This is a genomic window from Streptomyces sp. SAS_272 (assembly GCF_052543235.1).
Map to the genome: position 1 here is coordinate 62,551 of NZ_JBMNDR010000011.1, position 13,110 is coordinate 75,660.

The 13,110-nt window shown below is 71.5% G+C and carries 14 protein-coding genes; 5 read left to right on the forward strand and 9 right to left on the reverse strand.

All coding sequences use genetic code 11. The features are described 5' to 3' along the window. Positions 1-58 precede the first annotated feature (58 nt). The gene (locus ACN6LD_RS10090) at positions 59-781 is read left to right on the forward strand and encodes a hypothetical protein (RefSeq protein WP_445042924.1); all 723 of its coding nucleotides are present in this window, start codon (positions 59-61) and stop codon (positions 779-781) included. Positions 782-786: 5 nt separating this feature from the next. Here ACN6LD_RS10090 and ACN6LD_RS10095 read toward each other — a convergent pair whose 3' ends face one another. Both ACN6LD_RS10095 and ACN6LD_RS10100 read right to left on the reverse strand, forming a co-directional pair. Continuing rightward, positions 787-1,422 carry an RraA family protein gene (locus ACN6LD_RS10095; protein ID WP_319190008.1) on the reverse strand — a complete coding sequence of 212 codons (636 nt, stop codon included), beginning with the start codon at positions 1,420-1,422 and terminating at the stop codon, positions 787-789. A 184-nt stretch (positions 1,423-1,606) separates the two neighbouring features. Further along, positions 1,607-1,903, reverse strand: coding sequence for a hypothetical protein (locus ACN6LD_RS10100; RefSeq protein ID WP_319190010.1), 297 nt, complete (start codon positions 1,901-1,903; stop codon positions 1,607-1,609). Positions 1,904-2,316: 413 nt separating this feature from the next. Here ACN6LD_RS10100 and ACN6LD_RS10105 point away from each other — a divergent pair, with 413 nt between their 5' ends. After that, positions 2,317-2,472 carry a DUF6131 family protein gene (locus ACN6LD_RS10105; RefSeq protein WP_319190012.1) on the forward strand — a complete coding sequence of 52 codons (156 nt, stop codon included), beginning with the start codon at positions 2,317-2,319 and terminating at the stop codon, positions 2,470-2,472. An 80-nt stretch (positions 2,473-2,552) separates the two neighbouring features. Here the strand turns inward: ACN6LD_RS10105 and ACN6LD_RS10110 are convergent, their stop codons facing one another. Further along, positions 2,553-3,743 carry a PP2C family protein-serine/threonine phosphatase gene (locus ACN6LD_RS10110; protein ID WP_445042925.1) on the reverse strand — a complete coding sequence of 397 codons (1,191 nt, stop codon included), beginning with the start codon at positions 3,741-3,743 and terminating at the stop codon, positions 2,553-2,555. A 140-nt stretch (positions 3,744-3,883) separates the two neighbouring features. On the opposite strand from ACN6LD_RS10110, the gene ACN6LD_RS10115 reads away from it, so the two are divergent. Further along, on the forward strand, positions 3,884-4,237 hold the full coding sequence (locus ACN6LD_RS10115; protein ID WP_319190016.1) for a VOC family protein: 354 nt from the start codon (positions 3,884-3,886) through the stop codon (positions 4,235-4,237). A gap of 90 nt (positions 4,238-4,327) precedes the next feature. Here ACN6LD_RS10115 and ACN6LD_RS10120 read toward each other — a convergent pair whose 3' ends face one another. Continuing rightward, positions 4,328-5,041: a hypothetical protein gene (locus ACN6LD_RS10120; RefSeq protein ID WP_445042926.1), complete on the reverse strand. Its 714-nt coding sequence runs from the start codon at positions 5,039-5,041 to the stop codon at positions 4,328-4,330. 130 nt (positions 5,042-5,171) lie between these two features. Between ACN6LD_RS10120 and ACN6LD_RS10125 the strand changes: the two genes are divergently transcribed. Next, complete coding sequence (locus ACN6LD_RS10125) at positions 5,172-6,533, forward strand: penicillin-binding transpeptidase domain-containing protein (RefSeq protein WP_319190019.1); 1,362 nt, start codon at positions 5,172-5,174, stop codon at positions 6,531-6,533. 86 nt (positions 6,534-6,619) lie between these two features. Here the strand turns inward: ACN6LD_RS10125 and ACN6LD_RS10130 are convergent, their stop codons facing one another. The 5 genes from ACN6LD_RS10130 to ACN6LD_RS10150 all read right to left on the reverse strand — a co-directional run bounded on the left by ACN6LD_RS10130 (position 6,620) and on the right by ACN6LD_RS10150 (position 11,898). After that, the gene (locus ACN6LD_RS10130) at positions 6,620-7,141 is read right to left on the reverse strand and encodes a hypothetical protein (RefSeq protein WP_445042927.1); all 522 of its coding nucleotides are present in this window, start codon (positions 7,139-7,141) and stop codon (positions 6,620-6,622) included. Positions 7,142-7,234: 93 nt separating this feature from the next. Next, the gene (locus tag ACN6LD_RS10135) at positions 7,235-8,080 is read right to left on the reverse strand and encodes an RNA polymerase sigma factor SigF (protein ID WP_319190022.1); all 846 of its coding nucleotides are present in this window, start codon (positions 8,078-8,080) and stop codon (positions 7,235-7,237) included. A gap of 95 nt (positions 8,081-8,175) precedes the next feature. Continuing rightward, complete coding sequence (locus tag ACN6LD_RS10140) at positions 8,176-9,939, reverse strand: thiamine pyrophosphate-dependent enzyme (RefSeq protein ID WP_319190023.1); 1,764 nt, start codon at positions 9,937-9,939, stop codon at positions 8,176-8,178. 14 nt (positions 9,940-9,953) lie between these two features. Then, positions 9,954-11,537 carry an FMN-binding glutamate synthase family protein gene (locus tag ACN6LD_RS10145; protein WP_445042928.1) on the reverse strand — a complete coding sequence of 528 codons (1,584 nt, stop codon included), beginning with the start codon at positions 11,535-11,537 and terminating at the stop codon, positions 9,954-9,956. Between the two features lie 157 nt (positions 11,538-11,694). Beyond that, positions 11,695-11,898: a cold-shock protein gene (locus tag ACN6LD_RS10150; protein WP_037751662.1), complete on the reverse strand. Its 204-nt coding sequence runs from the start codon at positions 11,896-11,898 to the stop codon at positions 11,695-11,697. 321 nt (positions 11,899-12,219) lie between these two features. Here ACN6LD_RS10150 and ACN6LD_RS10155 point away from each other — a divergent pair, with 321 nt between their 5' ends. Continuing rightward, positions 12,220-12,984 carry an IclR family transcriptional regulator gene (locus ACN6LD_RS10155; protein WP_319190025.1) on the forward strand — a complete coding sequence of 255 codons (765 nt, stop codon included), beginning with the start codon at positions 12,220-12,222 and terminating at the stop codon, positions 12,982-12,984. Positions 12,985-13,110: the final 126 nt, after the last annotated feature.

Below are 13,110 nucleotides of genomic sequence, written 5' to 3' on the forward strand. Positions count from 1 at the left end.
TTCGCGCCGCTCGTGACGGGGGCACGCTCTCCCGGCCTGCCGGACAGGACCGGGTTCCATGGCTGAGCGTGCTGTCGGGCGCCGGACGATCCGCGCCGCCGTAGCGTCCCTGGCCGCGCTCGGGGCCGTGGCGGGGCCCGCGGGGGCACACCCCCGACCCGGCGCGACCCTCTCCGCCGGTGTGTCGTGGCCGTCGCGCCCGAGCGACTTCGCGCCCGTCACCGAGACGGTCAGGGGCAGGGTGGGGGACACGGTGGTGGTCCGGCTCGGTGTCACGAACCTGGGTCCGGGCGTCGCCGACGACGGGGGCCCTGGATCCTTCGCGGTGGTGCCTCCGCCCGGGACCACGATCACGTCCATTCCCCATGAAGGGGACGACGACGATCGGAGGTACTCCTGCCTGCCGCCGCAGGACGACGACAACCACTTCTTCCTGTGCGACTTCTCGGCAGTGCCCGGATCCTCGGCCACGCTCCGTTTCCACATCCGCATCGACCGGCAGATCCCCGGCGCCGAGGGCTCCGTCACCGTGTACGGTCCGAACGACCCCGTGGTCGGGAACGACCGTGCCGTGTTCCGCGTCGAGGCCGCGCCCGCGCCGCTGTGGCGGTGGCAGAACCCGCTCTGGCAATGGCAACGCTGGGCGCTCGCGGCGGGGGCGCTGGCCGTCCTCGCGCCGGTGGGCCGACGGCTCGTCGCAAGACGTCGGCACCCCACCCCTCGGTGGCTCCCACGCCGACCTCCGAAGAACCGGGCGGGGCCGGGGCAAGGGCGCGGGTGACGGCGTCAGCCCTCGAAGCCCTGGGCGCGCAGGATCTCGTCGATACGGGCACGGTGTGCCCGCTCCCATGTGTCGAGGGTCTCGCCGGCCTCCTTGGCGAGCCTGGCCCTGGCCGCGGTCAGCGTGTCCTGCGTACGGGCGGAGGGGACGATCACGACGCCTTCCTCATCGGCGACGACGAGGTCACCGGGGCGCACCGCGACTCCCCCGCAGCGCACCGGGGCGTTGAGCGGCTCGACCGCCTTCTTGCTTCCGGGGAAGGGGATCACCCCCCGGGCGAACACGGGGAAGCCCATCTCCCTGACCTCGGTGAGATCGCGGATGAGCCCGTCGGCGACGAAGGCCGCCACGCCCCGGCGTTGCGCGACGGCGCACACGTTGCCGCCTGCCAGCGCGTAGTCCAGGTCGCCCGACTCGACGACGATGACGGCGCCCTGGTGCGCACGGTGGATGGCCGCGTGGAGCATCAGGTTGTCGCCGGGAGGGCAGCGCACGGTGAACGCCGGCCCGGCCACGCGGGGCACCGGCGACCACAGCGGGCGGATGCCCACGCCCATGACCTGGTCACGGCCGAGGACGTCCGCGAGGGTCGTGGTCGGGATCTCCGCGAACGCGGCGGCCGCTTCGGTCGTGTCTGCCATGTGTCTCCCCCTCGTGGTGGACGGGCCCGCTGTCCAGGGCCCGTTCGTTTCTACACGAGGGGTGCCCCGTCCGCGCGGACGGGGCACCCGGGAGATCACTGTTCAGGCCGGTGACGAGGTCTCGGTCGCCGAGCGGCGGTGACGACGGGGCCGTCGCCGCCCCGGACCGAGTGCGGTGGACCGGCTAGCGGGTGACGACGTTGAACACCGGGTAGGTCCGCGGACGCACGTCCGGGAGACCGAGTTCCTCCAGGATCGGCAGGAGGGTCTTGCCGAACTCGCGGAACGCCTCCTCCGACTCCCAGACGTCGACGACGAGCCAGCCGCCATCCATGGGTGCGGACGTGTGCGAGATGAGACCGGCCACGGGCCAGTCGGCGGGGCTCTTGACCGGACCGGGGCGACCTGCCACCTTGTCCGCGCTCTGTTCGTACTGGGCCTGGGTCATCCCTGGCATTTCGAGGATCGCGACGATGGCCATGCTGACTTCCCTTGCGATGAGGTGACGAGGTGCGGAGTCCTCTGCTCAGTTGACCAGCCGGTCGGACCTCCCGCCCGTGGGCTGGGCCGGACAGGCTACGAGGTCGGCCGGCTCAGGCGTGTGACGTCCGGTCCGCCGGGCCGAGGCGTTCCCTCACCCGACCGCCGTCGGTCGCCGGCCGGCTCCGGCGAAGAGCCGAGTCCTCGGTCATTTCGACGGCGCCGATCCCGTTCGCCTGTCGGAGAAAGCGGGTACTCGGAGCCGGCACCCCCCATCGGACACGGGCGAGGCGACCGCCATGACACACGGCACCACCTGCAGCCCCTCCGCAACCCGTCGGAAAGCCCCGTTCGTCACCGTCTCAAGCCCCGCCGCCCGTGGCGTGGCAGCAACCGCTCCCCAAGGGGGAAGCCATGATCATCCTGGGTGTCATTCTGCTCGTCATCGGCCTCGTCGCCGGCATCGGGTTCCTGTGGACCATCGGAGTCATCCTGGTCGTCGTGGGAGCGGTGCTGTGGGTTCTCGGCGCGATGGGACACGCCGTCGCCGGACGGCGTCACTACTGGTGACCGGGGACCTCGGGGACCCGTCGTGTCACGACGCTCCCCTCGGTCCGCTGCACACACTCCGAGAGAGGCCTGCCGCGGGATCACCGCGGGCCGGGTCTCTCCTCGGCCGGTCCGCGCCGGTCGCCGTGCCAGTCCAGTATCAGCACCGTGGCGTCGTCCCTGAGGTTTCCGTGACAGGCCTCGATCACCGCGGAGGTCAGGCTCCGGACGGCCTCCCGCGGGTGCAGATCGCGGGTCTCGAGAACGATCGAGGCCAGATCGGCGGCCGCGGCGCCGCGCTCCTGCATGCCGTCGGTGAGCAGGACCAAGCGGTCTCCGGGACGCAGGTGCAGCTCCTGTACGCGGTAGGAGGTGGGGGCCACCACACCGAACGGCAGGTTGACGTCGAGTCTCACCTCCTCGACGGCGCCGTCGCGCAGTCGCAGCGGCCGGGGATGGCCGGCGTTGACCAGCTCGCACACACCGGTGTCCAGTGCGACGCACAGCAGCTGCCCCGTGGCCAGACCGCGACTGTGGGTCAACAGGGCCTGGTGCGCGTGGTCGGCCTGTTTCAACGCGTCACAGCCGCTGCGGCGGGCCCGTCGCAGGGCGCCGACCAGCAAGGTGGCCAGCAGAGCCGAGTTCGTGTCGTGGCCCATGGCGTCGGTGATGGACAGGTGCAGGGTGTCGCGGTCGAGGGTGTAGTCGTAGGTGTCGCCACCGATGTCGTCGGCCGGGACGAGCCCGGCGGCAAGCGTGAACTGGGTCGCCTCGCAGCAGGCGGCGGACGGCAGCAGCTGGTGCTGGATCTCCGCGGCCAGGCTCGTCTCGGTGGTGCGCCGGCCCAGGTGGTAGAGATCGGTGAAGCGGCGGTCCGTGACGATGATGTAGGCCAGCGCGTGTGCCGCGTCGCGGACCTGCTGCAGCACGGTGTCGTCGACGGACTGCAAGGTCATCTCCAGGACGCCGATGCAGTCGCCGCGGTTGGTGACCGGCGTGATGACACGCCGTCCGTCCTGCCCGTCGGCTTCCACATGCTGGCGTTGGCTGCGCAGCACGCTGTCGTACACGCTGCCCTGCAGGTCCATCGGCTCGTCGTGGTCCTCGACGTCTGCGCCGGCCGCGACGAGGCGCACCAGACGCTGCCCCACGAGGTCGACGAACAGGAAGGACACACGTTCCGCGCCGAACCGCTTCTGCAGATCGTGCGCCACGACGTCGACTGACTCACCGGGCGGCGCCGCCTCCGCAGCGGTCAGCAATTCGCCCAGTTCAAGATCTCCACCCTTCACAGCAACCTCCCATCGGCTGACGCATCTTCTTCCCCGGATCCCCGCGACGTCACCTGATGCGTCCGTTTCGGCCTTGGTCAAGACGGCGGGTCAGGCCGGTGCGGCAGGCCCCGTCCCCCCGGTCCTGGCAGGATGGCGGCATGGAACGTGTGCTTGGAATCGGTGGATATTTCCTGCGGGCCGCCGACCCCGCCGCCCTGATCGCGTGGTACCGCGAATGCCTGGGTCTGGACGCCGACGACCACGGCCTGTGGCGTCAGGAGAACGGTCCGACGGTGTTCGCGACGTTCGAGTCCGGGACCGACTACTTCGGGTCCCGCACCCAGCGGACCATGCTCAACTTCCGGGTTCGCGACCTCGACGCGATGCTCGCGCAACTGCGCGCTCTGGGAGCGGACGTGGCCGAGGAGACGCAGGACATGGAGGGGGTCGGCCGGTTCGGCTGGGTGGTCGATCCCGAGGGCAACAGGGTCGAGCTGTGGCAGCCTGCCTGACCGGGCCGCGAGGCAGGCCGAGGCGGGTCCGGCCCTGAAGGCCGACGGCGGCCGGGGCGACGGGCCGCGGTCGCCCCCGAAATGAGCGGCCTACGTCCGGGAGAGCCACAGGCGGCCCAGGCTCCTGGCCGCGCGCAGGGCGACGACGCACGCGGCGAGGTACGCGCCCACGATGCCCGCGAAGACCAGATGCCAGGTGAAACCGACCCCGACCGAGTAGTCGCCCGTCCCCAGCCACGCGAAGCAGCCCAGGATGATCTCGAACACCGTCAGGACGGCGACGGACAGACCCCACGGCATGGTCGGCACACCGATCAGGAAGGCGAGGAAGCGCAGGTTCGTATTCTCGCGGCGGACGACGGCGATCAGCAGCACGACCAGCGCGGCGATGAGGTAGCTCTCGGTGAAGCCGTTCCACTGCAGCCAGTCCACGAGTGACGCGGCGTCCCGCGTCTGGAGCTCGAGGAACGTGTGCCCGGACTTCTGGTAGGCGAAGGCGATCAGGTTTCCGAGCACGAGCACACCGACCAGCCAGCCGCACACCACCAGCAGAAGCAGCAGCGACAGGCCCACGGCCGCGGTGATCTGCGTCGCGGACATCTCCACCAGCCGGACCTGGGCGTCCCGGGCCACCCCGCCCACGCGGCGGGCCAGTGTCACGGTCGACCTGATGGTGCCCAGCCATGCCGTCACCAGGACGTACAGCAGATAGGCGGTGACGGCGACCCCCGGTCCGAACACGCCGTTGACCGCGAACTTCCACAGGTCTTCGGGCTGGGGAATGCCCTGCACGAACGCGTCCATGAGTGTTGCTCCTCGCCCCCGCCCCCCATCGCACAGGGCGCACTGGGTAGATGGTGGCACGAAGGCGGCAGGATCGGACCTTCTGTGCGCAACTGCCCGCCCACCGCGGCTCGTTCTCTAAGATGCGACCATGCACACGACCACGCGCGGGGCGCTTCGCGTCTCGGGGATCCTCGCCGCTCTCGCCACCGTCACCAGCGGCTGCGGCCCGGACGCGCCCGCCGACGGCGCCTCGGGCGCTCCCTCGGCGACATCCCCCTCGTCCCCGGCGAAGCGCGGGCTGGGCGACATCCTCGTCGGTGGGAAGGCCGTCACCGGTTCACAGCCCACCGGCCTCGCGAAGGCCCCCTACCGACGCACCTACACCGACGGCGCTCTCTACGCCCCCGTCACGGGCTACCGGTCGATGGCGTTCGGCGCGTCGGGCCTCGAGCGCGTCTATGACGACGTCCTGGGCGCCGGAGCGTCCGGTGCCGCCCCCGGCGACGTCGCGACGACCATCGAACCCGCCGTCCAGAAGGCCGCGTTCGGCGCGCTGGGCGACCGGCGGGGCGCCGCGGTGGCGCTCGACGCGGAGTCCGGGAAGCTGCTCGCGCTCGTGAGCACCCCTTCCTACGACCCGGCGATGTTCAGCGGCCGATCGACGAAGGACGCACAGGCGTGGAAGTCGGTCCTCGGCGACAGTCGTTCGCCGATGCTGAACCGGGCCCTGCGGCAGGCCGACGCGCCGGGGGCGACCTTCAGCGTCGTCGTCGCTGCCGCCGCGCTGGAGCAAGGGCTCTACGCGACGGTCGACGACGCGACCGTCAGCCCTCTCGCCTATGTCCTGCCTCTTTCGACGACGCGGGTCACCGGCGCGTCGTCAGCGTGTGTGAACGCCTCGATCAAAGTGGCGCTGCGCAACTCCTGCGCCAATGTGTTCACCAAGATGGCCGCCGAGCTCGGGCAGGGCCGACTCCGTTCCGAGGCACAGAAGTTCGGCTTCGACGACGACACGCTCGCGGTGCCTGTGCGGGTCGCCGAGAGCAGCTACCCCGGTGCCGGCACGTCGGCCCCGGCGGCCGCTCTGACGGGGATCGGAGCCGGGGACGTCCGGGCGACCGTCCTGCAGATGGCCCGGGTCGCGGCAGCGGTCGCGAACGACGGACGCCTGGTTCCGCCGCAGTTGGTGGAGCGCGTGACGCAGGCGGGCGGCACCGCCCGCAAGTCCGAGGCCGGCGCCGGTTCCCCGGTCCAGGCCGTCTCCCGCGGCACGGCCGAGGCGTTGCGGGCGGCACTCGGGAGCGGCGGACAGACGGGGTGGGTCCCCGGCGACGGGGGCGACTCTGCGGCCTCGTGGTTCATCGGTCAGACGGAGACGGCCGGCGGACGGCGCATCGCCGTGGCCGTCCGCGTGGAAGGCCTGCCCTCGACGGCAGGCGCCGACGCCGACGGCGGCGGACGGGCGGCGGCGAAGGTCGCGGAGAAGATCCTCGCCGGCGTCGGCGGTTGAGCGGTCCGACCGGGTGGCCGGCGCACGCACGGGCCGGAGCGCCCGGCGGTCCTCGCCGCATCGGCGCCGGCGCCGACCGCCGGTGATCACCGCGTGCCGGGTCGCGGCCGGACGGTTCGCCAGCGTGGGGCCTCGTCGTCGGGGACGTCCGGGGAGGGGAAGTGGAACGGCACCCGGAGGAGGTCGGCCAAGGCTTGGCCCGCGGCGGCTGCCGCCACGCTCGGGGCGGGCTCACCACGGCGGTGGTGGACGGTGGCCAGATGTGCTTCCCCGCCCGGATCGTCCAGGACGGCGACCAGCACCACGAACCAGTCGTGGAAGGTGTCGCCGTCCCACAGGGCCTCGACCGCCACCACGCGGCCCGGCAGCGCCGCTGCGCGGGCCGCGAGTGAGGGAGTGTCGAGCGGATCGGGTGGCTGATACCGCACGCGGTCGCCGAGGGCGGCGTAGCGCGCGTGAACGACCTGCTCCGCCTCCCGGAGACCCAGTTCCAGCGGTCGCAGGGCGTCCCACACGGCCTTGACCGCCGTCAACCGGCGGTCGCGCAGCACCTCGGCGTCGACCTGTTGCCGGGTCTGCTCCTCCAGATAGACCCACCAGCCGCTCATCGGGCCACCGGACCGGATCCCCTGCCGTACGTCATATGCCGAAGATACGGCAGCGCACGGCTGCCGAGCCGTGCGCTGCGCGATCTCCGACCGTCAGGCGGTGCTGAGCATGCCCTCCCGCAGACGGGTCAGGAGACGGGAGATCAGCCGGGAGACGTGCATCTGCGAGACGCCGAGGCGTTCGCCGATCTGGGCCTGGGTGAGCTCCTCCACGAAGCGCCAGTGGATGATCTTGCGGTCGCGTTCGTCGAGTTCGGCGATCATCGGGGCGAGCGCGTGGAAGTCCTCGATCAGGCCCAGGGCGGCGTCCTCGTCGCCGATGAAGTCCGCCAGCGCCGCCTCGCCGTCCTCGCTGCCGTTGATCGCCGCGTCCAGGGAGGCCGACGTGTAGCCGTTGGAGGCCAGTTGGGCCTCGACGACCTCGTCCTCCGGCAGGCTCATCAGCTCGGCGAGCTCCTTGGTGGTGGGGGTGCGGCCGAGACGGCTGCGCAGCTCCTCCTTGGCGCGGGCGAGCTGCACGCGGGCCTCCTGCAGCCGCCGGGGCACATGGACGGCCCAGGTGGTGTCCCGGAAGAACCGCTTGATCTCACCCACGATGTACGGCACCGCGAACGAGGTGAACTCGACCTCACGGGTCAGCTCGAACCGGTCGATCGCCTTGATCAGACCGATCATGCCGACCTGGACGATGTCCTCCATCTCCTCCGGCCCCCGACTGCGGAACCGGCCGGCCGCGAACCGCACCAGCGACATGTTCATCTCGATCAGCGTGTTCCGCGCGTACTGGTACTCCGCCGTCCCCTCCTCCAGCACCGCGAGCTGGTCGAAGAACAGCTTCGACAACTTCCGCGCGTCCTTCGGCGCGACCTTGGAAGGGTCTGCGATCTCCGGTACGTCCACCGTCTGTCCAGCGGTCTGCACGGTCATCGTCGCCGGCATGTGCCCTCCCCATCGATCGGATTCCTGTCGCCGGTCCGTCGTCCGGCAATCACGCGTGTACCCCGGTCGTCGACAGGCATTCCTCGGAACTTCCGTCAGTTGCCGTCCGGCTCCCCGTGACTCCGTACGACTTCCTTCACCTTGGCGACCGCGAAGCCCCAGCCCTGTTCGACCGTCGGCCTGGCCGGGACGGCGATCTCGTCCGGGTTGGTGAGGACGTCCAGCAGGACCGGTCCCTCAGTGCTGAAGGCACGCCGCACGGCGTCCTCGAGGTCGGCCGGGTCGGTCACGCGGATGCCGGTGATGCCCATGGCCTCCGCCACGGCGGCGAAGTCGGGGTTGTCGAGCACGGTGCCGAACTCGGGCAGACCGGCCTGCTCCTGTTCGAGTTTCACCATCCCCAGCCGACGGTTGTCGAACACGACGAGTTTGACGGGAAGGCGGTACGTCTTCAGCGTCATCAGATCGCCGAGCAGCATGCTGAGTCCGCCGTCGCCGCAGAACGCCACGACCTGGCGCTCGTGGTCCAGGCACTGCGCGCCGAGCGCCTGGGGCATCGCGTTGGCCATCGAGCCGAGGTTGTAGGAGCCGATGAGGCGTCGCCCGCCGCGCATCTCGACGAAACGCGAGAGCCACACCGTGGCCATGCCGGTGTCGGAGGTGAAGACGGCGTCGTCGGCCGCGATCCGGTCCACGGCGGCGGCCAGCGCCTCGGGTCGGATGTCGTGGGAGCGGTTGTCCAACGCGGAGCGGATGCGTCCCACCACGCCCTTGTCGTGAGCCGGGTCGGCGAGCCGGGCCTGCCCGGTGCGCCACTGGTCGAACTGCTTTTGCGCCTTCTCCAGATGGGAGCGCGCGCGTGCTCCTTCGGATCCGGCGGGCGTCGCGGCGAGGTCGTCCAGGAGGTCGCGCACGGCGGCTCCGGTGTCCCCCACGAGTCCGACGTCGACCGGGACACGGCGTCCGATGTGCGTTGCCTCGGTGTCGATCTGGATGACGGTCCGGCCCTCGGGATACCAGTCCCGGTAGGGGAAGTCCGTGCCGAGCAGCAGGAGGGTGTCCGCGTCCTGGAGGGCCGCCGCGGCGGCGGGGTTGCCGATGAGTCCCGTCTGGCCGACCTGGAAGGGGTTGTCGTCGCCCTCGAAGCCCGCTTTGGCCTTCAGGGTGAGCACCATCGGCGCGGCCAGCCGGTCGGCGAGGTTCAGGACGTCCTGGCGGGCGGCCCGGGCGCCCTCGCCGACGAGGAAGGTGACCCGTTCGGAGCGGTCGAGGAGTTCGGCGGCGCGGCGCACGGCCGCCGCGTCGGGCCGGCTCAGCGGGGCGTTGAGGGAGAAGCGGGCCAGCCGGTCGGAGGACAGCCGCTGCTCGCCCAGGTCGCCCGGCACGGTGAGGACGGCGACGCCCTTGCGGCCGAGTGCGTGGCGCACCGCCGTCTCCAGCATCCGGGGGAGTTGGTCGGGCGAGGTGACGGTCGCGCGGAAGACGGCCACGTCACTGAAGAGGGCGTCGTTGTCGACTTCCTGGAAGTAGTCGCTGCCGAGTTCGGCGAGCGGCACCTGACCGGCGATCGCCAGCACCGGCGCGTGGCTCTTGGCCGCGTCGTACAGCCCGTTGAGGAGGTGGACGGAGCCGGGCCCGACCGTGCCCATGCACACGCCGAGCGTGCCGGTGAGCTGTGACTGGGCGCTCGCGGCGAAGGCCGCCGCCTCCTCGTGGCGGCAGCCGACCCACTCGAGTCCTTCGGTGGTGCGGATGGCGTCGGTGACGGGGTTGAGGGCGTCTCCCACGACGCCGAACACCTGGCGCACGCCGAGTTCGCTCAGCGCGTCGACGATGACGCGGGCAACGGTGCGGGTCATGTGGGTCCTCCGGTTCAGACGGTGAAGCGGTCGGGGTCGGCGGCCTGCCAGTCGGCCGCCCAGGAGGCGGGCGGTTCGGCGAGGAGCTGCCCGGGCGCGAGCCACTCGTACAGCTCCTCGAAGGAGCGCTCGGTGCAGGGGTCGACGCGCCGTCGGAGCATGTGGGGGCGAAGGTGCGCGGGGTCGGTGACACCCATGGACGCCATGATCTGCAGGGCGCTCGCGACGGTCGCCTCCTGGAAACGCCGGACGCGCTCCGTCTTGTCGGGGACGTCGAGGGCACGGGCGCGGCGCGGGTCCTGGGTGGTGACGCCTGTGGGGCAGGTGTTGGTGTGGCATCGCTGCGCCTGGATGCAGCCGACGGCGAACATCATCGCCCGGGCGGCGTTGCCGTAATCGGCGCCCTGCACCAGGCGTTTGACCAGGTCGGCGCCGGTGGCGATCTTGCCGCTCGCCCCGATCCGCACCTGGTCGCGCAGGCCCGCGCCGACGAGGGCGTTGTGCACGGTGAGCAGGCCTTCGGTGAGCGGTGTGCCCACGTGGTCGGCGAACTCCAGCGGCGCCGCGCCGGTCCCGCCCTCGGCGCCGTCCACCACGATGAAGTCGGGCGCCGTGCCCTCCTCCAGCATGGCCTTGCACACGGCCAGGAACTGCCGGCGCGAGCCCACGCACAGCTTGAAGCCGGCCGGCTTGCCGCCGGACAGCTCGCGCATGCGGGCGATGAAGCGCACGAGTTCGCGCGGTGTGGAGAACACCTTGTGGTACGGCGGTGAGATGACCGTCCGCCCCTCGGGCACGTCCCGGACCCGGGCGATCTCGGCGTTCACCTTGGCGCCCGGCAGGACTCCGCCGATGCCGGGCTTCGCGCCCTGCGACAGTTTCAGGGACACGCACCTGACGTGGTCGTGCGCGGCCTTGTCGGCGAACTCGGCGGCGTCGAAATCGCCCTTGTCGGTGCGGCAGCCGAAGTAGCCGGTGCCGATCTCCCAGACGAGGTCGCCGCCCGGACGGAGGTGGTACTCGGAGAGGCCGCCTTCCCCGGTGTCGTGGGCGAAGCTCCCGGCCGCGGCGCCCCCGTTGAGTGCGAGGACCGCGTTGGCGGACAGTGAGCCGAAGCTCATCGCCGAGACGTTCAGCAGGGCCATGTCGTAGGGCCGGCCGCAGTGGGGGCCGCCGATCCGCACGCGCGGCGGGGTCTCCGGCACCGGGCACGGGGCCATCGACGGGACCAGGAACTCGTGACCGGGCCGGTACACGTCCCGTTCGGTGCCGAACGGCTCCTCCGCGTCGGTGCCCTTGGCGCGCTCGTAGACGATGCTGCGCACGTCCCGGTCGAAGGGACGTCCGTCGTAGTTGCGCTCGATGAAGTACTGCTGCAACTCCGGGCGTATGCGCTCCAGCAGGAAGCGGGCATGACCGAGGACGGGGTAGTTGCGCAGCACCGAGTGCCGGCGCTGCAGCAGGTCCCGGGCTCCCAGCGCACCCACGAGGGTGAGCGGAAGGGCCGCGGACCACCAGTAGGGCGAGACCCCGAACGCCGCGGTCACGGCCCCGAGGGCGGTCAACAGGATCAGAACGACGATTCCCACGCGTGTCACACCAGGCGCATTGCCCGGATGCCGCCCGTCATGCGCGACAGCCGCGCACGGGACGATCCCCGTCGCGGGCGGCAGGGGTGGGACGGTGCACGGGGGCCGGACATGCGATCAGGTCCCGGAGCAGGAAGCGCTCCGGGACCTGATGGCCGTGCGAGGGTCAGGCGGGAGTGATGTTCTCCGCCTGCGGGCCCTTCTGGCCCTGGGTGATGTCGAAGGTGACCGCCTGGCCTTCCTGGAGCTCACGGAAGCCGGAGGCGTTGATGTTGGAGTAGTGGGCGAAGACGTCCGGTCCGCCGCCGTCCTGGGCGATGAAGCCGAAGCCCTTTTCGGCGTTGAACCACTTCACAGTTCCGCTGGCCATGCTGGTGCCTCCCAGTCAATGTCGGGCACCGCACCGCGCGGCCCCGGAGGTGATCGCCTTGGTCCGGCACTGCACAGCAAAACGCCCGCGCGCAGCGCGGGCAGGTACTGCCAACCACGACATCTGAGAGCGACGCTACACGGTGACAGCGGCCGCCACCAGAGAGCAACGGGCATGATCCGTCCTCAAGTTCCCCGATTCTCCGGGCGCCGGACACCTGGCCGGCCCGACTCACGCGCCGCGGCGCCCGGCGGTACAGTGCGGACCGACGATCACGGGACGCGCCCCGCGCGGGCGCACGTCGGCAGGGCGGAGGAGCACGTGGACTCGAGCGTGACGAAGGGGCTCGACGCCCTGTCCGCGCTGGCCCGCGCCACGGCCGAGGGCCGACGGCACGGCACCGCCGTGACCGTCTCGGAGCTGGCACGCCGGATGGACCGTGACCGCAGCCAGCTGTCCCGGATGCTCACCGCCATGACCGCCGAGGAGTTCACCGTCCGCGACGACGTCTCGGGCGGCGTCACACCGCACTGGCGGCTCTACGCGACGGCGCGCGACCTCACGGCCCACCGTCTGCACACGGACGGGCTCACCGCCTTGGAGGGCATGGCCGCCGAGACCGGTGAGAGCTGCTACCTCGGCGTCCTGGTCGGCGACACGACCGTGACCATCGCCGAGCGGGTGCCGCCGGGCAGCCGACAGCTCGGCTCGTGGATCGGCCGCCCCTTCCCGGCCTACTGCAGCGACTGCGGCCAGGCCCTGCTGAGCGACGCCGACGACGAGGAGGCGGCCGCGGTCTTCGCCCGCACGGAGTTCGTCCGCCACGGCCCCAACACGCCCACCGGCCTGGACGACTTCCTCGGCCGGCTGGAGGAGACACGCCGACGCGGCTACTCGATCGTCGACGAGGAGGCCGAGCCCGGCCTGTACTCCGTCGCAGCGCCGGTCCGCGACTTCAGCGACGAGGTCGTTGCCGCCGTCCAGGTCGTCGGACCGCGACGACGCCTTCAGCCGAGGACCCAGGAGTGTGTGGCAGCGGCCCTGCGCTGGGCGCGCCACCTGGAGACGGCCCTGCGCGGGGCCTGACCGCACCCGCACTCACGCCGGCAGGCAGCGCACGTGCGCTCCCGCCCGACCGGGGAGTGGCTGCCGTCTCGGAAGTGCACGCCTCACGGGATGCGCACGCCTTCTCGCGCGCCCGTCTACTGCGCT

Bases quoted from the DNA above. Each gene is read 5' to 3' on its own strand.
- ACN6LD_RS10090 (WP_445042924.1), top strand. From the start codon at position 59: ATGGCTGAGCGTGCTGTCGGGCGCCGGACGATCCGCGCCGCCGTAGCG.
- ACN6LD_RS10095 (WP_319190008.1), bottom strand. From the start codon at position 1,422: ATGGCAGACACGACCGAAGCGGCCGCCGCGTTCGCGGAGATCCCGACC.
- ACN6LD_RS10100 (WP_319190010.1), bottom strand. From the start codon at position 1,903: ATGGCCATCGTCGCGATCCTCGAAATGCCAGGGATGACCCAGGCCCAG.
- ACN6LD_RS10105 (WP_319190012.1), top strand. From the start codon at position 2,317: ATGATCATCCTGGGTGTCATTCTGCTCGTCATCGGCCTCGTCGCCGGC.
- ACN6LD_RS10115 (WP_319190016.1), top strand. From the start codon at position 3,884: ATGGAACGTGTGCTTGGAATCGGTGGATATTTCCTGCGGGCCGCCGAC.
- ACN6LD_RS10120 (WP_445042926.1), bottom strand. From the start codon at position 5,041: ATGGACGCGTTCGTGCAGGGCATTCCCCAGCCCGAAGACCTGTGGAAG.
- ACN6LD_RS10125 (WP_319190019.1), top strand. From the start codon at position 5,172: ATGCACACGACCACGCGCGGGGCGCTTCGCGTCTCGGGGATCCTCGCC.
- ACN6LD_RS10130 (WP_445042927.1), bottom strand. From the start codon at position 7,141: ATGAGCGGCTGGTGGGTCTATCTGGAGGAGCAGACCCGGCAACAGGTC.
- ACN6LD_RS10135 (WP_319190022.1), bottom strand. From the start codon at position 8,080: ATGCCGGCGACGATGACCGTGCAGACCGCTGGACAGACGGTGGACGTA.
- ACN6LD_RS10140 (WP_319190023.1), bottom strand. From the start codon at position 9,939: ATGACCCGCACCGTTGCCCGCGTCATCGTCGACGCGCTGAGCGAACTC.
- ACN6LD_RS10150 (WP_037751662.1), bottom strand. From the start codon at position 11,898: ATGGCCAGCGGAACTGTGAAGTGGTTCAACGCCGAAAAGGGCTTCGGC.